Origin of the sequence: Chitinophaga sp. 22308, from assembly GCF_052045305.1 — a bacterium.
Taxonomy (GTDB): Bacteria; Bacteroidota; Bacteroidia; order Chitinophagales; family Chitinophagaceae; genus Chitinophaga; species Chitinophaga varians_A.
Window position 1 is genome coordinate 1 of the sequence record NZ_JBQEOP010000007.1, and the last position, 25,755, is coordinate 25,755.

At 52.6% G+C, this 25,755-nt stretch carries 4 protein-coding genes; all 4 read left to right on the forward strand.

The features are described 5' to 3' along the window. Nucleotides 1-20 precede the first annotated feature (20 nt). The 4 genes from ACTJJS_RS26175 to ACTJJS_RS26190 are packed head-to-tail and all read left to right on the forward strand — an operon-like array spanning nt 21 to nt 25,754. Nucleotides 21-7,160 carry an amino acid adenylation domain-containing protein gene (locus tag ACTJJS_RS26175; RefSeq protein ID WP_440666262.1) on the forward strand — a complete coding sequence of 2,380 codons (7,140 nt, stop codon included), beginning with the start codon at nt 21-23 and terminating at the stop codon, nt 7,158-7,160. Nucleotides 7,161-7,205: 45 nt separating this feature from the next. Beyond that, on the forward strand, nt 7,206-20,648 hold the full coding sequence (locus ACTJJS_RS26180; protein ID WP_440666264.1) for an amino acid adenylation domain-containing protein: 13,443 nt from the start codon (nt 7,206-7,208) through the stop codon (nt 20,646-20,648). 48 nt (nt 20,649-20,696) lie between these two features. Beyond that, a complete protein-coding gene (gene asnB, locus ACTJJS_RS26185; protein WP_440666266.1) occupies nt 20,697-22,556 on the forward strand; it encodes an asparagine synthase (glutamine-hydrolyzing) in 1,860 nt (619 codons plus the stop codon). 60 nt (nt 22,557-22,616) lie between these two features. Further along, nucleotides 22,617-25,754, forward strand: coding sequence for an amino acid adenylation domain-containing protein (locus ACTJJS_RS26190; protein WP_440666268.1), 3,138 nt, complete (start codon nt 22,617-22,619; stop codon nt 25,752-25,754). Nucleotide 25,755 lies beyond the last annotated feature (1 nt).

The following is a 25,755-nucleotide window of genomic DNA, read 5'->3' on the forward strand; positions in this document are numbered from 1 at the left end:
TGGAAGAGCGAGACGCCGCCTTGTCGGCGCAATACTGGAAAGAATACCTGTCTGGTTTTGAAAACCTGACGGGTATAATCCCCGAACACGGCAAAGCAGAGGGGGGTGGTTATGAACTGGCAAAAGAGGCGATGTTATTGGGCGAAGAAAGGACCGGCCAATTGCATCGGTTAGCCATAGATAATGGCGTAACGATAAACACCGTTTTACAGGTAGCATGGGGAATACTGTTGAGTAAATACAACCAGGCAGACGATGTGGTCTTCGGTGCGGTAGTGTCCGGCCGCCCTGCGGAGCTGGCCGATGTGGAGTCGATGGTGGGACTCTTTATCAATACAGTGCCGGTACGCATCAGCTACGGGCCGGAAGAAAAGTTCTCATCATTGCTGCGCCGGGTGCAGGAAGCGGCATTATCGGCCGAGCCACATCATTATCATCCGTTGTCGGAAATACAGGCCAGCAGCGCACCGGGCAGGTTGTTGCTGGACCATATCATGGTATTTGACAATTACCCGCTGACGGCCTTGCTGGCAGGTACCGATGCAGATAACGACTACAGGATAGAAAGCATAGCGGTGTTTGAACGGGCCAATTATGACCTGGCCCTCGTGGTTACGCCCGGGGAAAATATTTCCATCCGTTTTGAATATAATAAGCGCCGGTATGAAGACCGTCAGATACGGCGGGTAGTGGGGCATATGGATGAAATCATCCGGCAGCTCGCTGGAGGTGGCGAAATAAACGTGCCGGAGATCAGCATATTGTCAGCCGAAGAGCAGCAACGGCTGTTATATCTGTATAACGATACCGGGAAAGACTATGCTGACACAGATACTATTGTGTCATTATTCGAAAGGCAGGCGGCACAGGTACCGGAACATACAGCGCTTGTTTTTGAAGACATATCACTGACTTATTCGGAGCTCGACAGAAAGTGCAACCGGCTGGCTCATATATTAAAAACGGCCGGCGCAGGGAAAGGCGACATCGTCGCTATCATATGCGACCGCTCGCCGGAAATGATTATCAGTCTGATGGCTGTATTGAAGGTTGGCGCGGTGTATCTGCCGGTTGATCCCGGAAGCCCCGAAGACAGGATCGGTTATATACTGGCCGATTCCGGCGCTTCGATAATATTAACCGACCAGGGATATACGATGGCAGACTTTGGCATCCGGACCATTGCGATGCACGTGCTAAACCTCGAAGGTGGTGAAGCCTCTGCGTTGCCGCCTGTTACCACCCTGAATGATGCAGCCTACATCATCTACACATCCGGTTCCACCGGCCGCCCCAAAGGAACGGTCATCAGCCAGTCGGGCGTGATACGGCTGACGCGGGAAGCCAACTATATCCGCATCACCGGTAGGGACAGAATACTGCAACTTTCCAGTTTTGCATTTGATGGTTCTGTATTCGACATTTTCGGTGCATTGTTGAATGGTGCAACGTTGTTTATGATCCGGCGGCAGATGATCGATGATCTTTCGGCGCTGGCCCGGCTGATACAAGAGAAACAGATTTCGGTATTCTTTATAACGACCGCTTTATTTAACATACTCATAGAAGAGCAGGGCACATGCCTTACACATGTGCGCAGGATATTGTTTGGCGGGGAAAGGGTGTCTGTCCAGCATGTAAGGAAGGCATTTGAGTTGTTGGGAAAAGGAAGGCTCATTCATGTCTACGGGCCAACGGAAGCCACCGTTTTCTCAACCTTCTATCCTGTCAACGAGGTCGGAAGCCTGGACACTGTCCCCATCGGCCGTCCTATCACCAATACCGGCGTCTATATACTGGACAGTCGGCAGCAGCTGGTGCCCGAAGGCGTGGCCGGCGAGCTGTGTATATCGGGCGCGGGGCTTTCCCTCTGTTATCTGAATAATGAAGCGTTGACCAGTCAGAAATTCGTCGCTAACCCTTATACGGGTGAACGTATTTACCGGTCGGGAGATCTGGCCCGCTGGCTGCCGGACGGAAATATAGCGTTCCTTGGCAGGATAGACGACCAGGTGAAAGTGCGGGGTTTCCGGATTGAATTGGGTGAGATTGAAATGCAGCTGGCGCGGTACGAAGGCATCCGGGAAGTGGCTGTACTGGCCCAGGAAGGGGAAAATGGCCGGCGCCTGGCAGCGTATTATGTTGCAGATGAAGAAATAGCTCCATCTTCCTTAAAACGTTTCCTGTCGGCCAGACTGCCGGATTATATGGTGCCCGCGCACTTTATGGCATTGGCAAAGTTTCCGCTTAATGTAAACGGGAAGCTGGATAAAAAAGCATTGCCGGACGTGATGACGGAGGGCGACGTGGCATATGTTATGCCCGTATCGGCGGAAGAGGAATGCCTCGCACGCATATGGTCTGCTGTACTGGGCTGCGCCCGGGCGGGTGTTGATAGTAACTTCTTCGCACTGGGTGGCGACTCCATAAAATCTATACAGGTGGTGTCGCGGGTACGTGCGGAGGGATACGAGCTGTCTGTCAATGATGTATTTGTTCATCAGACGATACGGGAGCTGGCAGTGGTATTGAAGAAAAAGATCACTGTCGCCGATCAGTCGGTGGTAACCGGCAAGTCTGTATTAACGCCGGTGCAACGAATGTTTTTTGAAATGCCGCTGGTACACCGGCATCATTATAACCAATCGGTGATGTTGTTGTTCAGCGAGGGGCTGTCGGTTGGCAACGCGCGGAAGATTCTGTCTGCCTTGATGGCGCATCATGATGCGCTGCGAATGGTGTTCCGCGAAGAAGAGGAAGGCATCTGCATGTATAACCAAGGGCTGGAAATGCAGGAATGGATAACGGAAGATGACTTCAGCAATGCTGCGGATGAAGCTGCGCTATTGTCTGCCCGCTGTAATGAAATACAGGCAGGTATCGATCTTTCGGCCGGGCCGTTGCTCCGGGCCGGTTTGTTTCATGTGGCGGAAGGCAGCCGGCTGTTGATAGTGGTTCACCACCTGGTGGTGGATGGTGTGAGCTGGCGTATCCTGCTCGAAGATATCGGCACACTGCATGGTCAGCTCTTGCGGGGAGAACCGCTGCTGTTGCCGGAGAAGACCGATGCATTCCTGTCGTGGCCGTCAAGGCTGTCGGACTATACTGCCGGCAAAGCCTATACGAAGGCATGCGTTTACTGGGCTTCTTTCGATGCACAGGCTTATCCTCCGTTGAAACGCGACTTTCCGGAAGGGACAAACAGAGCAGATGAACAGGAAGTGGAAACGTTCGTATTGGCCCCCGAGCTGACCCGCCAGTTGCTGGGCGATGCCCACCGGCGCTTTGGCACACGCATCAATGATCTGCTGCTGGCGGGATTGCTGTTGGGCATCCGCCGTTGCTATCAGCAGCACGGCATATTGCTGGACCTGGAAGGGCACGGACGGGAGGAAGTGCCTGGTGCGAACATTAGTCGTACCGTAGGCTGGTTCACCAGTATCTATCCGGTATTGCTGGCCAGCGATGCGGATAGCCTTTCCCGTGTGATCAGGGAAGTAAAAGAGCTGCTCCGCCATATACCCAATAACGGTATCGACTATACGATATGGAGATACCAAAAAGGCAACACTATTCCGGGAGATGTACGTTCCCGCATCAGCTTTAACTACCTCGGCCAGTTCGATACCGATATTACCGGCAAGACGTTTAGTGTATCGGACGATACCAGAAGCCGCGAGACTTCCCTGTTGGAAGAAGGAGCATATGACTGGGAAATATCCGGAAGAGTAGTGGAGGGCCGGCTGACCATGCAACTGGTGTACAGCACTTGCCGCTATAACAGAGAAACTATCACGGCATTGATGGAATCGTACCGCAATGCGCTCGAAGAAATAACCGGCTATTGCTGCAGCGGCGCTAATGTGGAGCTGACCCCGTCTGATCTCACCTTCAAAGATCTCACGCTTCCGCAGCTTGAATCGCTGCAACAGCAATACGAGTTGGAAGATATTTACCCGATGGCGCCTATGCAGGAAGGAATGCTGTTTCATGCGCTGATGGAGCCAGAGGCTGAACACTATTTTGATCAGCTGGTTTGCAGCATAACGGGGCCGCTGGATATCGCCCTGGTAGAAAAGGCTATGAACGCTATTATCCACCGCTATGCCATCCTGCGTACGGTGTTCCTGCAGAAAGGACAACAGCGCCCTCTGCAGGCAGTCCTGAAAGAAAGGAAGATGACCATCACCTTTACAGATGCCCGTAAAGAATGCCTGATAACACCAGCGGCCGGGCTGGTGGAACAGTACCGCTTGCGCGACCGGCAGAAAAAATTTAACCTCGAAGCAGATATGCTGATGCGCCTTTCCATTATCCGCATTGCAGATGAGGAGTACCGCTTGATATGGAGCTTCCATCATATCCTGATGGATGGCTGGTGCATCGGTATTATTTTAAATGAATTCAGGGAGATATATGCAGCTTATGAAACCGGCAGAACTGTTGCCCTTCCTGCCGTGCGGGAATATTCCCGCTATATCGCCTGGCTGGAAAGCAGGGATAAGGCACTGGCGGCAGACTACTGGAAAAACTATCTCGCGTCTTATGATACGCTGACGAGCTTCAGAGATAAAACATCCCGGCAACAAATAACAACACCATATCAGCAACGCATCCGGCAACTGGTGCTCAGTGCAGAGCAGGTATGCGCATTGCAGCAAATTGCAGCAGACCATCACATAACGGTCAACACGCTTTTGCAGGCCAGCTGGAGTATTTTACTTGCGAAGTATAATAATGTGCGGGATGTGGTATTTGGCTGCGTGGTATCTGGCCGTCCGGCAGAGATAGCCGGGGTGGAGGAGATGGTGGGCCTGTTTATCAATACCGTCCCTGTGCGGGTGAAATATGAGGAAACAGATACGGTCCTCGACCTGCTGAAAGGTATACAGGCACGGGCACTGCAAAGCGAACCCTATCATTATCATCCGCTACCGGACATCCAGTCGCTCACTACAACAGGGCAGGAGCTGTTTGATCACATTATGGTCTTCGAGAATTACCCCGAAAGTGCAGGTATGGTAGATGCAACAGCGACGGAAAACGGTGCGGGCTACAGTATAACGGACGCAGAGATATTTGAGCAGGCAAATTACAGCCTTTCGGTGGTCATTATCCCCGCACGGGAGATGACCTTGAAGTTCTACTATGATGCTACCGTGTATACGGACGAGCAGATAGAGAAGCTGATGCTTCACCTGGGCCGTGTCGTCACGCAGGTGGTCACAACGGTGAAACAGCGCGTGGCAGACCTGGAGATTGTTTCGCCGCAGGAAAAACAGCAGCTGCTGTATGCATTTAACGACATGCGGCTTCCGTTTGAACACCAGGATACGGTTGTGGCTCTGTTTACAAAAAGGGCGGCCACAGATCCCGACAGCACCGCCATTCGGTTTGAAGGCAGAAATATCAGCTACCGGCAGTTGCACAACAAAGCCTGCTGCATTGCCCGCCAGATCGACGAAAAGCTGGGTGGCAGGTGTAAAGCCGCAGTAGGCTTGCTGTGCGCCATATCTCCCGAAATGGTAGCCGGTATGCTGGGCATCCTGCTGGCAGGCTGCACATACGTACCGTTATCTCCCGACGCTTCCCGCGAACGGAACACGTATATGCTGGGAGATTGCGGTGCTGCGCTACTGGTGGTTCAGGCAGCCCTGCAGCACGGCATGCCTGCCGGGGAGGCAACAGAAAGCCTTGTCATTACAGGGGAAGACGGCTGGGATGATAACATAGCCTATCAACCTGCTGCAATACTGCCAGAAGATATTATCTACATCATCTATACCTCGGGAACAACAGGCAAGCCCAAAGGCGTAGCCGTGACGCAACGCGGAATATCGAATATGCTGTGCAATTATCAGCACATCTATCAAATATCCCCCGGGATGGTGTTTAGCCAGATCGCCAGCATCACTTTTGATGCGGCCGCTTTTGAAATATGGCCTGCTTTGACAAGCGGGGGCTGTCTTTGCATGGCGCCGGAATACCTGCGTACAGACGCAGCCCTGATGCAGTCATGGCTGATGGAAAACAGGGTGGAGATCACATTCCTGCCAACCGCACTGGCCGAATATCTGCTGCAAAATGAATGGCCAGGCGCGCCCCCCTCCCTGCGGGTGGTAAATGTGGCGGGCGACAGGTTGAAGTATCACCCGGCCGGCGAGCTGCCATTTGAGCTGTATAACCTCTATGGCCCTACGGAGGATGCTATATGGACCTCCTATGCGGCGCTGCGGTACGACAAAGCGAATACCGTATACAGCATAGGGCGGCCCATAGCGAATAAAAGAGTTTATATCCTGAATGCTGATCACCAGCTGCAACCTGTTGGCGTACCAGGAGAACTCTGTATCTCCGGCGCCGGGTTAGCCCGCGGATATGTAAACAGCGACGCGCTTACAAAAGAGCGTTTTGTGGCGGACCCGTTTTTCGATGGAGAAAGAATGTACAAAACGGGCGACATGGCGTGCTGGTTGCCCGACGGAAATATCTGCTTTATCGGAAGGAAAGACAACCAGGTGAAGATAAGAGGGTTCCGGATTGAACCCGGCGAGATAGAGAATACACTGGCCGCATATGCCCCTGTCCAGGATGTGGTGGTGGCGGTGCTGGAAAGAGGCGACCATAAATACCTTGCCGCGTACTACACCGCTGCAGAGGCGATAGCCGCCGATGCACTGAAAGACTATTTGCTGGCGCGCCTTCCCGCCTACATGGTGCCGGCTTATTTTGTTCACTTACCCTCCATACCGCTCACTCCCAACGGCAAGGCCGACAGGAAACGATTGCCCGACCCCGGGATAACGGCGTCAGCACAGTATGAGGCGGCGTCTACACCTATCGGCACGAAGCTCGTGGAGATCTGGTCGGAAGTATTACACCTGGATAGAGACAAAATAGGCATCAATACCAACTTTTTTGATCTGGGTGGCCATTCCATCAGCTTAATGGCCCTGAATAGCCGCATTAACGATGCTTTCGGTTGTAATCTCTCAGTAGCGGGCATGTTCCGGTTGCCCACCATCAGCAGCCAGGAACAACACCTTATGAATGGAGACGCGGATTTGTCTGCACTGGAAAACCGCCTTGAGCAGGACCTTAACGAAGCCGGCGCTGTGCTGGACCTGTTGCAGGACGGGCCATCCGGCGCCAACGAATAATCTACTGCTATTAAAGTCTGAATAAACTATCTCAATTGCAAAAAGATGAGTACATATACGGGATTAGAAATCGCGATCATCGGTATGGCCGGACGGTTTCCGGGCGCTGCTGACGTCCATGCCTTCTGGAACAACCTGGCTGCCGGTGTAGAATCTGTCCGCTTTTTCACGGATGAAGAGTTGCGGGAAGACGGGGAAGACGAGCGTTTGATCAACACCCCGGGCTATGTAAAGGCGAATGGGCTACTGGAAGACAAGGATTGCTTTGATGCTGCCTTTTTTAATTACCGGCCGGATGAAGCGGGGATCATGACACCGCAGATGAGGGTATTTCATGAGTGCGTCTGGGCGGCGCTGGAGGATGCCGGTTGCAACCCGGATGAAACGCCCTATAAAATCGGGATGTTTGCCGGAGCTTCGCCGGATATCAACTGGGAGCTGTATGCACAGCTCATGAACAGGGACGGAAAAGTGGATGACTTCACGCTTTCCCTATTGTCCAACCCCAAATTCATTGCCACCAAATTATCTTATGACCTCAATCTGAAAGGTCCGTCGGTTTTTCTGGATACAGCCTGTTCAACATCGCTGGTGGCAGTGCATATGGCGTGTAAGAGTTTATTGCTGGGAGAATGCGGAATGGCGGTAGCCGGCGGAGTAACAGTCACCAACAGGCCGCGCAGGGGATACCTGTACCAGGAAGGTATGATTTATTCGAAAGACGGGCATTGCCGCACGTTCGACGACGCTGCCAGCGGAACTGTTGCCGGCGAAGGCGCCGGCGTGGTGGTGCTGAAAACACTGAAGAATGCGCTGAAAGATGGAGATAATATCTGGGCTGTTATCAAAGGCAGCGGCATAAACAACGACGGGGCCGGCAAGGTGGGATATACGGCGCCATCTGTCAAAGGGCAGATAGAAGCTATCATGATGGCGCAGAAATGGGCGAAGACAGCGCCGGAGACCATCAGCTATATCGAGGCGCATGGTACCGCCACCAAACTGGGAGATCCCGTGGAGATGGAGGCGCTCAATGCCGTGTTTGGAAAAAGCGAGGCGAAATATTGTGCGGTCGGATCGGTGAAAACCAACATAGGACATCTGGACACGGCAGCGGGTATCGCAGGGCTGATCAAAGTTGTATTGTCGCTTCGGTACCGGCAGCTCCCGCCCAGCCTGCATTTTCAGACAGCTAACCGGGAGATCGGTTTTACAGGTACGCCTTTTTATGTAAATACCGCCCTCCGGGAATGGCGCAACGATCAGTACCCGTTGCGGGCCGGCGTCAGCTCCTTCGGTATTGGCGGCACCAATGCACATCTCATACTCGAAGAAGCGCCGCAGGCGCCCGATGCGGCAGATGGCCGGAAAAGTCATCTGCTCATGCTGTCGGCGAAGACAAAGCCGGCGCTGGAAAGAGCTGCTGCTAACCTAAAAGCCTTTCTTGAACAAAACAGTGACGCCAGCCTTGCTGACCTGGCATATACGCTCCAGACAGGCAGAAAATGGTTCCGCTACCGGAAATATGTGGTCAGCGAAACTTTCAACGAAGCGATCGCTCAACTGGCGAAGGCGCCGGTGGAAGACAGCGAATCATCCACCCGCACGCAGCACTACCGGAAAGTTTTTATGTTCCCCGGGCAGGGATCGCAATATATCAACATGTGCAGGGAACTATATACCTCTGAACCGGTATTCCGGGAAGAGACAGACAAAGCATTCGCCATCGTTGAAAAAATATCCGGCAGGCAACTGTACCCTGTTGTGTTTCCTGAAGACGGGGCAGATACTACTGCGATTGATGAAACAGCCTGCACGCAGCCCCTGTTGTTTATCGTGGAGTATGCGCTGGCCCGCCTGCTGATCACATGGGGGATTCTTCCCGACCTGATGATTGGCCACAGTGTGGGAGAATATGTGGCTGCCTGCATCAGTGGCGTGTTCTCGCTGGAAGATGCCCTGTGGCTGGTGGTGAAAAGAGGAGAACTGATGCAGAAGGCGCCAAGAGGAAAGATGCTCGCTGTCTCCATGGGGAGGAAAGCGCTCGAAAACCTGCTGCCCCATTATAAAAACATTTCGCTGGCGGCTGTAAACAGCAGTTCTCTCTGTGTGGTAGCAGGAACAGAGGCCGCCATCAGTGAGTTTGGCGCAGTATTGAATGCGAAAGGATATGCCAGTAGGCTACTGCGTACCTCCCATGCCTTTCATTCCTACCTGATGGACAGCGTGCTGGATGAATTTCATCAGGTGGTGGCCCGGGTGCAGATGCATCCGCAGCAAATCCCTTTTATTTCAAACCTTACCGGCCTTCCGGCGGCCGACGCCATGATCTGTACGCCCGGGTACTGGGTAAATCATCTCAGGCACACGGTTTTGTTTGCAGACGGCATCGCAACAATTCTGCAACAGGAACACACGGTGCTGATAGAGGCAGGGCCGGGTAAAACCCTGGGATCCTTTGTGCAGTCAGGTAAAGCGCGGAACGCTACACATAAAGTCTGCCAGCTTACCCGGCATCCCCGGGAAGATACGGGAGACCTGCACCGGTTGCTGGTTGGCATAGGACAGCTGTGGCAATGGGGAATTGTGCCCGACTGGCAACAATTTTATCAGGGACAGGTACGCCGTAAAATATCCCTGCCAACCTATTCATTTGAGAAAACCAAATTCCCGGTGTATGTGGACGCTTCCCGCATGCTGTCGGAGATGACGGTTGACAGGGCTCTGCAGAAGAATGCTGATATGTCCCGTTGGTTCTATACACCTTCCTGGACGATTGCTCCGCCCGTACAGTGCCCGCGGCCCGTGAAGGAGACCGGCTACACGTTGCTGCTGGCAGATGAGTGCGGTGTGGGGGAAGCGCTGGCTTCCGGCTACAAAGCAGCTGGAGAAAAGATCATCTGCGTAACTGCCGGCGACGCTTTTTATCAGCATACAGACGATGCCTATACCATCGATCCTTCGTGCAGGGCACATTTCGATCAGTTACTGACAGCTCTGGCTAAAAGTCATCGGCTGCCTCACTGCATCGTTTATTGCTGGGGAATACAGGAACCTGTTTCACAGACTGTTTCGGCAGCCGTGTTGAGCCGGTGCTGTTATGGCCTGCTGGAGCTGGCCAAAAGCTGTCAGGCATATGGAGAACGTGCCCCGCAGTTTGTGGTGATTACCCATAAAATGTATTATATCCTTGACGCTGCCGGACCTGCCGGTCTTCAGGTGCTGGCGCCGGCCCTGCTGAAAGTATTGTCGCAGGAAACGCCCGGAATGCGCGCCAGTCACATTGATATAGACCTGGAAGATTTGCTGCGGGCCGATTTCGCCACGTTCCTCCAACGGGAAATACAAACTGCGGAACGGGGCGCGGTAACCTGCTTTCGCCACGGGAAGCGGTGGCGGCAAACATTTGAGCGGATAACCCTTCCCAATGCCCATGCATTCCGGCAGGAAGGCGTATACCTTATTACCGGCGGACTGGGGAACCTGGGTTTTGTGATCGCGGATTATCTTCTCCGTACACACAACGCCAGGGTAATGTTACTTGGCCGCACCGGGTTGCTGACAGCAACATCAGACGACCTCCGTCCGGCACAGGTGGAAAAGCTGCAAAGGCTTCGCAGGCTGGAAAAACATACGGCCGGTAAGGTGGCATACCTGTCCTGCAACGTGGCAGACCCCGCCCGGCTGGCTGCAGCGGTAAAGGAATGCGAAGCACGTTTCGGCGCGCTGCATGGCGTTATTCATGCGGCAGGCATCACCGGCGGCAGCTCCGTTAGCCCCGCATCGGAACTAACCGCAGCGGATTTTGACGCGCAGTTCGAACCAAAGATAAAGGGCGTGCAGGCACTGAAAGAAGTGCTGGAAGGAAAGCAGGTAGATTTTTGCCTCATCATCTCGTCGCTGTCGGCTGTACTCGGAGGTATAGGCTTTGGCGCTTATGCGCCGGCCAATGCCTTCATGGACCACTTCATCAGCAGCCACAAAGCACAGGAGAAACTGGAGAACTGGATAAACGTCAGCCTGGACGGCCTTGAGCTGGAAAGCGCCACGGCAGACCTGATCGGTAAAGAGGAGGTGATGGCTGTGCTGGAACGTATACCCGCCATGAAGGAACTGCCGGGCGTACTGGTGTCCGCATCGGACCTGTATGCAAGGCTGGACCGGTGGATTTACGGTAACAGGCCGGAAAATCAACAGCCGGCTTTGCAGCCGGCGCTGCCGGCATATGAGGCGTCATTGCCCGTAACAGCAGCGGCGCCAGGTGTGGCAACGCAGGCGCTGACCGCATTATGGCAACAGTTCTTTGACCGCGAGATTACCGCTGAAGACGACTTCTTCGAAATCGGCGGAGACTCGCTGAAGGCCCTGACGATGATCGGCAGACTACGTAGCGCTTTTCATGTTGAAATATCGGTGCGCGACTTCTTCCATCATTCAACCGTCGAAAAAATGGCTGCGTTGATTGCCGCCACCGCCGCTGTTCACAACGATGAAGCGTCTACATATGCCCCGATTGCGCCATCTCCGCGGAAAGACTGGTATCCGCTGAGCGCAGTACAGCAAAGACAGCATTTCCTGTATGAATTCGACCGGTCGTCGCTCGCCTACAACCTTTCTCAGATGATTCGGATAAAAGGACCGGTCGACAAAGAGAAGTTTAACCGTGTCATAAACAGGATCGTGGCACGGCACGAGATATTAAGGACCTATGTCGGGTTTGAAGAGGGCACGGCGGTACAGAAGATAACAGATGCCGTACATATCCCGCTGGACCACATAATGGCAACAGAAGATGAACTTCCGGAGGTAATAAAAGGGTTTGTCAGGCCATTTGATCTGCACAGTGGTCCGCTGCTTCGTATAGCTCTGGTGGAGATAAGCACAGACGAATTTCTCCTGATGATTGATATGCATCACTTTATTTCGGATGGCGTATCATTCAATATATTCCTGAAAGAATTTATGACGCTCTACAACGGGCAGGAGCTCGCCGAAGTAAAACTGCAATACAGGGATTATGCAGTGTGGCAGCGTACCGAAGCCCGGAGGCAGTTGTTGGAACAGCATCGCCATTGGTGGCTGGAGGAATTCGCGGAGGAGGCGGCTGCACTGGACCTCCCATTGGACTACAGTAGACCTTTGGTACGAAATTACAAAGGCGCCACCATAGAGTTTGATCTCGGTGAACAGGAAACACAACAGCTCCGGGAGATAGCAGAAGCGGAAGGCGCAACATTATTCATGGTGTTGCTGGCGGTATACAGCGTGTTGCTGGGAAAATTGTCCGGCCAGGAAGATGTTGTGATCGGTACCCCTACCTCAGGACGCGATCATGCCGATCTGGAAAGCATCATGGGAATGTTTGTCAACACAATGGCGATACGCACCTTCCCACGTGAAGAAATGTCCTTCCGTACTTTACTGCGCGAGGTACGTTCAAAGGCACTGAATGTATTCGACAGGCAGGCATATCCCTACGAATCGCTGATCGACGAGCTTAAGCTGGCGCGCGATACCAGCCGTAACCCGTTGTTTGATGTGTGGTTTGTGTATCAAAACTTTAACGATACGCTGCTGGAGCTGCCTGACCTGCGCCTGTCACCGTATCCTGCGGGAAGCGCTATCTCCCAGTTTGACCTGTCGCTGACTGCCGGAGAACTGAACGGACGGCTGCATTTGAATTTTGAATACTCTACAGAGCTTTTCAGCCGCAATACCATCGAACGTTTTATCACTTATCTGCGTAGGATCGTAAACGCTGTCTGTGCCAACGCAGATGACAGGATTGCCTCCATCGCTCTGGTGCAGGGAGCGGAAAGAGAGCTGTTGCTGAACACCTTTAACGACACGGTTAAGCACATAGAAAGGGAGAAAACTTTTTTTGCCCTTTTCATGGAGCAGATGTTGCGCACGCCGGAGCATATTGCGGTAGAACATCGCCATCTTTCGTTAAACTACCACGAGCTGTATGGCCGTGCAGCCAGGCTGGGTCAATATCTTGCGGCAAAAGGCATAAAGGCAGGGAGCAGGGTGGCGTTGTACATGCCAAGAGGTATTGATATGCTGACGGCCATCCTGGGTACTTTCCGCGCCGGTGCGGCGTATGTGCCGGTGGAAACAGACTATCCGTCACAACGCGTACTGGAAATCATTACAGACAGTAATGCTGCGGTCGTGCTTGTGAACAGGCAGTCGCTTTCGTTGGCTGATGACCCGGGGCTATCAGCAGAAATCTGTAATGTAGAGGATGTTGTTCAGACCGACCAGGGAACGGCTATACCGGAACCTGCAAAAGCCGACGATATTGCCTATATCATCTATACCTCCGGCACTACCGGCCGCCCTAAAGGCGTAATGGTGCACCAGCTGGGGATGCTTAACCATATCTATGCGATGATAGAGGCACTGCAGCTGGGCGAAGGCGATGTTATTGCACAAATGGCTTCCTGCAGTTTTGATATATCTGTCTGGCAGTTTTTATGCGCGCTGCTGACAGGCGGCAGGACCTGCATTATAGACAAGGATATCGTGCAGGACCCGGCCAGGTTGCTGAAGGAAATCCGGGAAAAACAAGTCACCATCGCGGAGATGGTACCTTCGTTGCTCGGCTCGTTGCTGGACGAAGCGTTGCTGTCAGGCGCGCCGCAGCGGCTACCGCTACGATGGGTGATACCTACCGCCGAACTGATCACACCGGCGCTAGCCGCCAGATGGTACGGCGCCTATCCGGATGTTAGGCTTATTAATGCTTACGGCCCCGCAGAAGCGTCGGATGATGTGACGCTATACCTTATCCGGCCGGATGATGACAGGCCGGTCATCCCCATCGGTAAGCCCGTTGGGAATATAAGGATATACATTCTGGATAGATACCGTAACCTTTGCCCGGTGGGAGTTGTCGGAGAAATTTGTATTGCCGGCGTGGGGGTGGGCAAGGGATACTGGCAGGACAACGAGAAAACCGCCCGCGCATTTATACCGAATCCTTTTATTACGGACGCCAACCCCTGGTCAGCAGACTACAGCGTGCTGTATTGCACCGGTGACATGGGATATTACCTGCCCGATGGAAATATTGTGTTCAACGGGCGCCGCGACCACCAGGTAAAAATCCGTGGTCATCGTATTGAGTTGAGCGAAGTGGAAAATCATCTCCTGCAACATGGTCAGCTGAAAGAAGTGGCGGTGCTGGACCGCGAGAAAAACGGCAGCCGGTTCCTGGCGGCCTATTATGTGGCCGGCCAGGCGTTATCAGCAGACGACCTTCGGACTTACCTCATGAGCCGCCTTCCAGAGTATATGGTGCCCTCATTTTTTGTCTGGATGGAGAAGATGCCGCGTACTGTGAATGGCAAATTGGACAGGAAAGCACTTCCGGCGCCGGAGGTAAGCCGGACAGAAATGCAGGAGATGCCCGTCACTTCCAGCGAACAACTACTGGCAGACATCTGGTGCAAAGTACTGGAAATACAGACAGTTAGTGTAACGGACAACTTTTTCGCCATCGGCGGAGATTCCATCAAATCAACGCAGATTGTTTCCCGCCTGAGGTCGGCCGGTTATGAGATCTCTGTGAAAGATATTTTCATCTGCCAGAATATCCGCGAACTGGCAAACCGGGTACGGCCGGTTGTCAGCGTCAGGGACCAGTCGCCGGTAACAGGTACGGCTATACTCACACCGGTACAGCGGCTTTTCTTTGAAGGGCCTGTCACCCGGAAACATCACTATAACCAGTCAGTATTGCTCAATTTTCCCGCAGGAATATCTGTCGATGTTGTCAAAAAGATCTTTATCCGCATACAGGAACACCATGATGCGCTCCGGATGGTGTTGAGGCACAACGGCGACGGTGACATAATGATGGAGAACCGGGGCGTTGATATGGAGCTCTGGTGCAGGGAGTATGACTTCCGGGGTACGCCGGACCCGGCGGCAGCACTCCTGGCTGCCTGCAATAGCGTACAGGCAGGGATCGATCTGCAATCCGGCCCGTTGATGCGGCTTGCCCTGTCACATATGCCCGATGGCAGCCGATTACTGATCGTCATCCATCACCTGGTGGTGGATGGTATTTCGTGGCGTATCCTGCTGGAAGATATAGCTTCGCTGTATGACAGGCTGCAGAAAAATGAAGTGCCTGGGCTGCCTCCCAAAACGGATGCCTTTTTAACCTGGCCATCACGCCTGTCGGAATATATACGTACGGAATCTTATCAAAAAGCGAAGTGTTACTGGGCATTACCAGCGCCGGGTAAAACAGTGCCCATCAGGCGCGACCATAATACCGAACAGGGAACGCTGGCGCATGCGGCTATAGAAACCATACGGCTGGATCATGCTACTACAGCGGCATTGATAACAACGGCGCATCATCGTTTTGGTACCCGCATCAATGACCTGCTGCTGACTGCGTTGCTGCTGGCGGTACGCAGGCAATATGGAAATAATATCCTGCGACTGGACCTGGAAGGTCACGGGCGCGAAGAGCTCGTGCCTGGAACAGACATCAGCCGAACAGTAGGATGGTTTACCAGTATTTTCCCCGTGACACTGGAAGTTGGGGGAGAAGACCTGGGCACAACAATTAAGGCTGTCAAGGAAACACTGCGGGCCATACCCAATAACGGCATCGATTACGGCATATGGAGGTTTATGGACCCCGAAGCACATGTGCCGCCGGAACATGAGACGCGCCCACAGATCATTTTCAATTATCTCGGTCAGTTCGATGAAGACAACGGTGGCCCACTGTATGCAATGGCACCCGAAAGCAGCGGTGACGAGCAGCACGGGGAAGAAATACTTGAATATGAACTGGAAATATCGGGGCATATCGCCAATGGAACGCTTGAGCTGAACCTGCGTTTCAGCCGGGAACAATATTACCCCGAAACCATCCGCTCCCTGATGCATGCCTGCAAAGACTATCTCGAACAGATTACCGCCTGTTGCTGCGCGGAAAATATCAGGGAGCTTACACCTTCCGATCTTACTTATAAAGCGCTGACGGTAGAACAGCTGGATGCTTTGCAGAAGCACTATGCCGTGGCGGACGTATATCCCCTGTTGCCCATGCAGGAAGGTATCTTCTTCCATACGCTCTACGATGAACATGGCCGTTATTATTTTGAGCAGCTCACCTGCCGCGTGGAGGGCACTTTAAATATAGAGGCAGTTGAACAAGCCATGAACGTTATCATAGACCGCTACAGCGTATTACGTACGGCTTTCGTGCACGAAGGGCTGGACCGCCCGTTGCAGGTGGTGCTACAGGCCAGGAAAGTAGATTTCGCATATATCGATGTCTCAACGGAATGCAGGGAGAAAGGAATGGAGGCGGTCATCCGGTCTTATCAGTTACAGGACAAGTCGCGCAAATTCAATCTGGAGAAGGATGTATTAATGCGCCTGACCATTTTGCAGCTGTCAGACGAAGCCTGTGCGTTTATATGGAGCTATCATCATATCCTGATGGACGGCTGGTGCATGAGCCTCATTATCGATGATTTCCGGAAACTGTACCACGCTTGCAGCAGTGGCGGGAAAGCAGCGCTGCCACCGGTTAAACCTTACAGCGAATACATCTCATGGCTCGTCAGCAGGAACACCTCTGCGTCGGTTGGGTACTGGCGGCAGTATTTATCCGGGTATAACAGCCCTGTTACCCTGCGTGCTGCCGCAAAGGTTTCACCCGCTGCAACAGCCGCGCCTCCCGGTATGCTGGTACAGGAACTGCTCATTGCTCCCGGCGTGACGGGACAGTTGAAGAATATGTCCATCAAGTATGGCGTGACTATCAATACCATCCTGCAGTTGGCATGGGCTCTTATGCTGGGACGATATAACAATACTTCCGATGTAGTGTTTGGTGCCGTTGTATCCGGCCGCCCTGCGGAGGTAGCAGGAATCGAGTCTATGGTAGGACTTTTTATTAACACCATCCCGGTGAGGGTAACCTGGACTGCAGAAGATACGGTGCCCGGCCTTTTAAGAAAGCTACAGGAAACCGCGCTGAACGGGGAAGTACATCACTTCCATTCCCTGGCGGAGATACAGGCGCTCAGTGAGCCCGGAAGGGAATTGCTCGATCATATCCTCGTTTTTGAGAACTACCCCATCAGTAGCGCGATACAGGGCGGCGGCCTTCAGGCAGGCGGGCTGGCCATTACCGGTGTAACTGTTGACGTGCAGACAAACTATGACCTGGCTGTTGTTATTATGCCGGGAGATACGATCTGTATCAATTTCAAATACAATCCACAGATATATGACACCGCGGCCGTTGGCCGCCTGGCTGCTCACCTGGAGCAGATCATCACCGGCCTCGCGAACGACTGGGCGCGGCCGGCAGCAGATCTGGAAATGATAACGGAAGCAGAAAAAGCATGGCTGGTACAGCTGAATGAAGCGGTACTTCGTTACAGCAACGAAAAAACTTTTATTCATATGTTTGAAGAACAGGTTGCGCAGAGGCCCCTGCACGATGCCGTGGTGTATGGAGATGACAGGATCACTTACCGGGAACTGAGTGAAAGAAGCACCGAAATGGCCGGGCGGATACGCCAACGGCCGTATGCAGGCGAACTGGTGGCCGTTTATGTGTCTCCTTCTGTGGAAATGATGATTGCATTGTTGGGCGTCCTCAAGGCAGGCAAAGCGTTTCTGCCGCTGGACCCGGGGCAGCATACCGGGCGCCAGGCGGAGGTACTTCTGGAAAGCCGCGCAGGCTTGCTGTTAACGACTGAGGACCTGCAGCACGACCTGCATTTCGATGGAGAAAAGCTGATGATACACCGGCAGCTGCCCGCAGGCACTACAAATGAGGATTGTCTTCCGGCCGGACCGGAATGCCCGGCATACGTTATCTATACCTCCGGCAGCACTGGCCGCCCCAAAGGTGTAAAAATCAGGCACCGCAATCTTGCCAACTATGTACGGTGGTTCACGCAAATGCTGCCATTGACGCCGGGCGATCAATCAGTGCTTACCTCCTCGTACGCTTTTGACCTCGGTTATTCTTCTATATTCCCGGTGCTGGCCGGTGGGGGCACATTGCACCTGGTATCGCCTTCCTGTTACCGTTCGCCCGAAGAGTTGTTGCAGTATGTGGCGGATAACCATATTACCTATCTGAAACTCACGCCCACCCTGTTCAGCGCCATAGTGGAAGCACCGGCCTTCGGACGATGTCCGTTGCCTGCGCTCAGGCATATTCTGCTCGGAGGGGAACCTATAGTGCCGGCCGATATCGAAAAAGCCATGAAGTACTACGGGCATATTCAATACATCAATCACTATGGACCAACAGAAACGACCATCGGCGTTGTGGCACAACGGATAACCGACCCATCGTTCTTCCGGCGTCCGACAATTGGCAGGCCGGCAGGTAACACAAAAATATTTATCGTCGACAGGCAGCTGAAAATACAGCCGCCCGGCATTCCGGGAGAACTATGCGTGGCGGGAGACAGCGTGGGCGAAGGCTACCTGCATCAGGAGGCGCTGACAGAAGAAAAGTTTGTTTCGATTCATTCACTGACGACAGGCAAAGTATACCGTACCGGAGACCTGGCCACGATACTCCCCGATGGTAATATCGAGTTGCTGGGGCGGATCGATCATCAGGTTAAGATCAGAGGGTTCAGGGTGGAAACAGGAGAAATAGAAAATCGATTAACCGGTTTTCAGGAAATAAAGCAGGCTGTTGTCGGGCTGTTGGAAAAGGGGGGCAGCAAACAGCTCGTGGCGTGGTATGTAGCGGATAACGAAATTGAGCATTGGCGGCTGAAAGACTATCTGGCAGCCCGCCTCCCGGACCACATGGTGCCTGTTGCTTACGTACGGATTGATAAGCTGCCCCTTACGGGAAGCGGAAAGATAGACCGCAAAGTGCTGCCTGACCCCGGGGTAAGGCCGGAAGGAAGTTACGTGGCTCCACGCACACGGACGGAGCAAACACTGGCCGGAATATGGGCAGGACTGCTACAGATAGATGCTGTAACCATTAGTGTAAAGGATGACTTCTTTGAACTGGGCGGCCATTCCGTCACCGCTGTAAGGCTAAATTACCGCATACAGGGATTATTTGCCGTCAGGCCGGGTATACAGCAAATCTTCCATACGCCGACTATTGAACAGCTGGCGCGCATTGTGGATACGCTGCGTAAAGAAGAGGCAATAATGATCCGGCGCCGGGAGAAAATGGACTACTACCCGGCATCTTCTGCACAGGAAAGAATATTTTATGAGCATACACTGGTAAAAGATAATCTCACTTATAATAACTGTAAAGTCTATCGCATGAGCGGCAAGCCGGACCTGGAAAGGCTGCAACAGTCCATCCGGCTGCTGGTCAGCCGCCACGAAGGGCTGCGCACCGCCTTTTTGCTTACGCCCGGTGGGTTGGTTCAACGGGTAAACGATACAGCGGACGTGGAGATCGTAGACCTGAGCGCCGGCTATCAAACAGTGGACGACGCCTTCAGAGGGTTTGTCAGGCCCTTTGATTTGCAGGCCGGTAATCTGGTCCGTTGTGGCGTGCTGCAGTTAAACGATGAGGAGAACTTCCTGTTTGTTGATATACATCATATCGTATGTGACGGGATTTCCCGCGATATTCTGATGAACGACTTTAAGGCGTTTTATAAAGGAGCCACACCGGCGCCGCTGGCGTTGAGGTACACGGATTATGCCTGCTGGCAACGGCAGCGGCACGGAAGTCTGAAACAACAGCAGGAGTTCTGGCGGAAAAAGCTGGCCAATAAGCCGGAGGGCGCTTCGTGGCTGATCGCCCGCAACGGCGGCGTGCCCGATATGCAGGTGGCCGGCTGCTACCGGATGGAGCTGGGCAGCCATCTGCGGACGGCAGCTTCCAGGCTCGCCAGGGCTTCGGGGGTGTCAGATTTTATGCTCCTGCTTTCTGTCTACTATATACTCCTGTCAAAAGTGTCCGGAGGCACTGACATCACGATCGGTACTGAAAGCATAGGAAGGCCGCAGGAGCGACTGCTCGACGTGGTGGGGACGTTTGTGAACCTGCTGCCCCTACGATTGCAATTTGATGAAAATACACCTTACGCGGAACTGTTGCAGATGGTCCGGAGTGTTGTATTGGAAGCTTTTGAACACCAGGATTATCAATATGACGACATGGTGTCTATGCTTCGGGCAGATGGTAATACCGTTCCCGCGCTCATTGACGCACATTTTTCACTTATCACCGCAAGACCGGCCACGATAGAACCGGATGATCTTGATTTTGTGCCCTGCGAAGACCTGTGGATTGCTACAACAGATCATCCGCTCAGTTTACAAATCGCAGAAGAGGGAGACTGCTGGAATTTGTATTTCATCTACAACAAAGCACTCTATGAGGCAGAAGAGATCGGGTTGCTGGCGGCCTATTATAAAAACATTACCGAAGCTGTGCTGGAAAACGGAAGTATACATATTAACGGCATAAAGCCGGAAGTGGCCATATCATGAACAGCACGCCGGTTTACACAAACTTAACCTGATATTTAACGCTATTTTATGTGTGGAATTTGCGGATATATTAAATATGACGGACCGCTGTCGGAATATGACAAAAAGATCGTAGCGCAAATGAACAGCAAGCTACGCCACCGCGGACCGGATGCCCAGGAAACAGTACTGCTTGATAATGTGGCGCTGGGCTTTTCCCGGCTCAGCATCATCGGCCTGGAAAACGGAATGCAGCCCCTGTATAATGAAGACAGGTCTGTTGTCGTGATCTGCAACGGGGAGATATTTAACTATATAGAGCTCAGGCAGCAACTGAAGAAAAAAGGACACGCGTTCCGGACGGATTCAGATGTAGAGGTCATCGTGCACTTGTATGAAGAACACGGGATGGACTTCCTGAACAAGCTGAACGGCCAGTTTGCCTTTTTGCTGTATGACCGCAAAAAACAATGCGCTTACGGTGTACGTGACCAGATGGGCATCGTGCCATTCTTCTATACAATTGCCGGCAATGCCTTTATTTTTGGTTCAGAGATCAAAGCGATACTGGAGCATCCCCTGGTAACCCGGGAGTTGAACCTCACAGGGCTGGACCAGATATTGACGTTTGCAGGGCTGATCAGTCCTGTCACAATGTTTAAAAATATTTCCAGCCTCGAAAACGGTCACTATCTGCATATTGATAACAAAGGAAAGATCAGCAAGGTGGAATACTGGGATCTCATTTATCCCGAAGGGCAGATAGGAGACGGCGGAAAACCCGAGAAATATTTTGTAGACAGACTGGAGGAGCTGTTTTGCGCATCGGTAAACCTCCGGCTGAGGAGTGATGTGCCGTTGGGATTTTATCTGAGCGGAGGGCTGGACTCATCTGCCATTGCCATGAAGGTTTGTCTGTTGGCAGCGGGGAATGTGAAAGAGGCTTTCTCGATAGATTTTGTGGAATCGCAGTTTTCCGAATCAGCATATCAGCAACTCGTGGCAAGAGAAAGCAAGGCCGCGCTTAACCGGAAGATCTTCTTTTATGATGATATCAGCGAAAGGCTGCGGCAAGTGATCTATCATTGTGAATGTCCTTTGAAGGAATCCTACAATACCGCCTCGCTTTCCCTGTCAGAGTCGGTCCGTTCAAAAGGCATTAAAGTCGTATTGTCCGGCGAAGGCGCCGATGAGTTGTTTGCCGGGTATGTAGGTTTCAGGTTCGATAAAATGAGGGCCATGCAGGTGATGCAACATGCCATTACCCCGCGCGAGCAGGCGCTCCGCGAAAAAGTATGGGGCGACGGGGACTTTTTTTACGAGCGTAATTTTGTGGAGACGGAGGCAGACAAAAGAAGCCTTTATGGCGACGCGGTAAATGCGGTTTACCACGACTTCAACTGCCTCCGGCATTTTGTGGTCAACAGGGACAGGCTTAGGAACCGGGATATGGTGAATAAAAGAGCGTATATCGATTATAAGCTCCGGCTGGTGGATCACCTCGTGTCTGATCATGGAGACAGGATGGCGCTTGCCAATTCCGTGGAAGTCAGGTATCCTTTCCTGGACAGGGAGCTGGTGGAGTTTTCTGCAACCGTCCCCTCGGATCTTAAACTGAATGGGTTTACCGAAAAATACATCCTGAAAAAAATGGCCGGACGCTTTGTTCCCAAAAATGTGGTTGAAAGAGAAAAATACGGGTTCGTGGCGCCCGGCAGTCCTTACCTTCTCCGCCGCAATGTGGAATATATCAATGACCTGCTGTCATATGAGCAGATAAAGAGACAGGGGATTTTTAATCCGGGACAGGTAGAACACCTGAAAAAAATGTACAGTCAGGAAACATTCACTCTTGATCTGCCTTTTGAAACAGACCAGCTGATGATTGTACTGACACTGGGCATATTGCTGGACGAATACTTCCGATAGCCCGCCTGTTTCCCTTACAGGGACCGATCATACGCAAATCTCGCCAATTAAATCTATGTTATGACCTTTCAGTCTGAACTGATCAGCAGCCTGCGTGGCCATGCTGATAAGACCGCCGTGGAGTGCGGCAGCAGGCATGTCAGCTACGCAGAGCTGCTGACCGGCGCCAACAGCATTACCTCCTTTTTAACGGGCATGGAGCTTGGAAAAGAAGCAAGGATAGCTGTCTATTTCAGCGATCGCGCAGATCTCATCACTGCTATTATCGGTATTGCCAATGCAGGATGTGTTTTTGTGCCGGTAGACCTTTCGCTGCCGGCCAACCGGCTGGCGACCATCCTGGAAGAACTGGCCCCCGCCGTTTTCCTGACATCCCGTTGCTCGCCCCATATCAATAAGCTGCACGATGCGCATGTATCCATTTGCTATGTGGAAGATGCGGCTGCCAGCCCGCAACAGGCAGATGTGGTAGCAGGTATCTATCCTCCGTGGGACGAACAGGACAGCCTTTATATTTATTTTACCTCCGGGTCAACCGGCAGGCCCAAAGGGATTATCGGCAGAAATGGCAGCCTGTTGCAGTTCCTGAAATGGGAAACCGAAACGTTCTGCATTGATACAGGCTGCAGATGCAGTCAGTTCATCAGCCCCTATTTCGATGCTTTTCTGCGGGACATCTTTGCACCGTTGCTGCAGGGCGGGACGATCTGCGTGCCGCCCGATGATGAAACTTTCCTGGCGCCTGACCGCATTACCGAATGGATAGACCGGGAGGGGATCACCCTTGTCCACTGCGTACCGTCTTTATTCCAGCTCATCAACAACGACAGGCTTACCACGCAGCATTTCAGTAAGCTGAAACATGTGCTGCTATCCGGCGAGAAAGTGATTCCTTCTGAGCTGGCCCCGTGGTACGCTGTTTTCGGGGAAAGGATACAGCTGGTGAATCTGTACGGGCCCACAGAATGTACAATGGTCCGCGTCTTTCACCGCATCACACCTGCTGATATCAGCAAAGCCAGGATACCAATAGGGGAGCCGATCGCGGATACGAGGCTGATGATCTGTGATGATGCCGGACAACCCTGTGGGCCTATGATCCCGGGGGAGCTGTATATCATCACCAACTATGCAACCAAAGGCTACCTGAATGATACGGAGATGACCAGGGAACGGTTTGTAAGAATACATGACGAAGTATTGGGGGATACCATCGCATTCCGGACAGGGGATATTGCGCGCTTCCTGGTAAATAAAAAAGTAGACCTGATAGGCAGGGCAGACCGGCAGATGAAGGTCAACGGTATCCGGATAGAACCGGATGAGATAGAGCAGCAGCTGATAGCCTCCGGCATAGTAAAAAGCGCGTTGGTCACCGACCGCGGGGAAAACGGCAACACCTCCCTGATGGCCTTCGTAGTGTTACAGGAAACATACAAAAACCACCCCGATGCTCTAACACGCATTTTGGAGCATCTTCATGCCAACCTGCCAGCTTATATGATTCCCCCGGTGGTAGAGAAGGTAGATAGGTTCCCCCTGCTGAGCAACGGAAAAATTGACTACAACAAACTAAAGAGCCAGGTTGGGAACCGCCAGCGTCCGATCGTTGCCCCGACGGACCATACAGAGGTCTCATTGCTGGGTATCTGGAAAGAAATTCTCGGAGACAGACCCATTTCAACAGACGACAGTTTTCACCATGCCGGCGGCAATTCGCTCGCGGTGATGAAGCTGATCGGCAGGATATACAACGAATTCCAGGTGAGATTTTCCCTGCAGGCGCTGTTCGATAACCTGACCATCAAAAAGCAGGCGGCGCTTATCCGGCAGTCGGCCCGTGAAACGTTTTATACCATCACTCCCGCTGTGCCGAAAGCCGCCTATCATGTTACTGCCGTCCAGGAGCGAATGTACTACGATTATGCTACGGACCGCAACAGTACTGCGTACAACATGCCGGTGGCCTGGGAGATAGCCGGTGAGGTACACCGGGACAAGATTGAGACCGCCGTCCAAGCGCTGTTACGCCGTCATGAAAGCCTGAGAACAGCTTTCCGGTTTGTTGACGACCGGTTGATGCAGGTAATACAGGAAGATATCAACTTCTCCCTGGAAGCAATAAATTGTGACCCTCATGCAATAACGGGAGCTATCGCTTCTTTTGTGAGGTCTTTTGACCTCGAATGTGCCCCGTTGCTCCGATGTATGCTGATTACTGTAAACGATGGCCGCAGCATACTTGTGATGGACATACATCATATTATCTGCGATGGCATTTCACAGCAGGTACTGTATGCCGATTTTATAAAGCTCTACCAGGGAAAGATGCTGCCCCCGCTGGCCATACAATATAAGGATTACGCAGAATGGGAATGGAATTTCAGGATGACGGAAGAATACCTTGCCAACCGCGAGTTCTGGCTGAAAATACTGGAAAGGGAAGTGCCCGTACTACATCTGCCCGTTTCCCGCGGAACGGGTGAGCTGCCGGACCAGGCCGGACAGGTGACGGTCGCAGTCAGCAAACAGTTGCTGGCGCCGCTGATAAAAGATTTGAGTGAAAAGGATGTCACTATTGCCCCTGTATTATTGTCTGTGTATTTCCTCTTTCTTTCGCAGATCACCGGCCAGGAAGATATTGTAGTAGGGGTTGCAGCTTCGGGAAGAACGCAGTATGAGCTGGAAAATGTGGTGGGAATGTTTGTGAAAACGTTGCCGGTGAGGAGCCTGGTTCGTCCGGACCAAAAGGTAACGGATTTTATCTATGACCTGCATCGCCACCTGGTGCAGGCAGGCGACCGCCAGGTGTATGATCTTTCGGATATTCAGCATGTTCTGAACAGGAGGGGTGGTCAACAGGAACGCGAGCTGTTCAGGACCATGTTTGTTTTTCAAAATTTTGAACGCGGACATTTGGAGGCAACCGGATCACCTTTCCGGCTATATGAAGTGGAGCACGCTTCCCCTGCATACCCGCTGACGCTCATCGCGTTTGAAGATGATACAGCCTTTTACTTCCGCCTGGAATTTTCAAGGCAGTACTTTACCCCCGAAGATGCCCGGTTGCTGGCATCCCGGTTTGTTGAGCTGACGCAAAAACTAGCGCGTCACTCCGCAGGCGCCATCGCCGATGTTATAGATGACAGCAGCATTGCGCCTGCCACTGCCGGTGAAGAAATCTCTTTTAACTTCTGAT

Excerpts from the sequence above, each read along its gene's own strand:
- ACTJJS_RS26180 (WP_440666264.1), top strand. The coding sequence starts at position 7,206 with ATGAGTACATATACGGGATTAGAAATCGCGATCATCGGTATGGCCGGA.
- asnB (WP_440666266.1), top strand. The coding sequence starts at position 20,697 with ATGTGTGGAATTTGCGGATATATTAAATATGACGGACCGCTGTCGGAA.
- ACTJJS_RS26190 (WP_440666268.1), top strand. The coding sequence starts at position 22,617 with ATGACCTTTCAGTCTGAACTGATCAGCAGCCTGCGTGGCCATGCTGAT.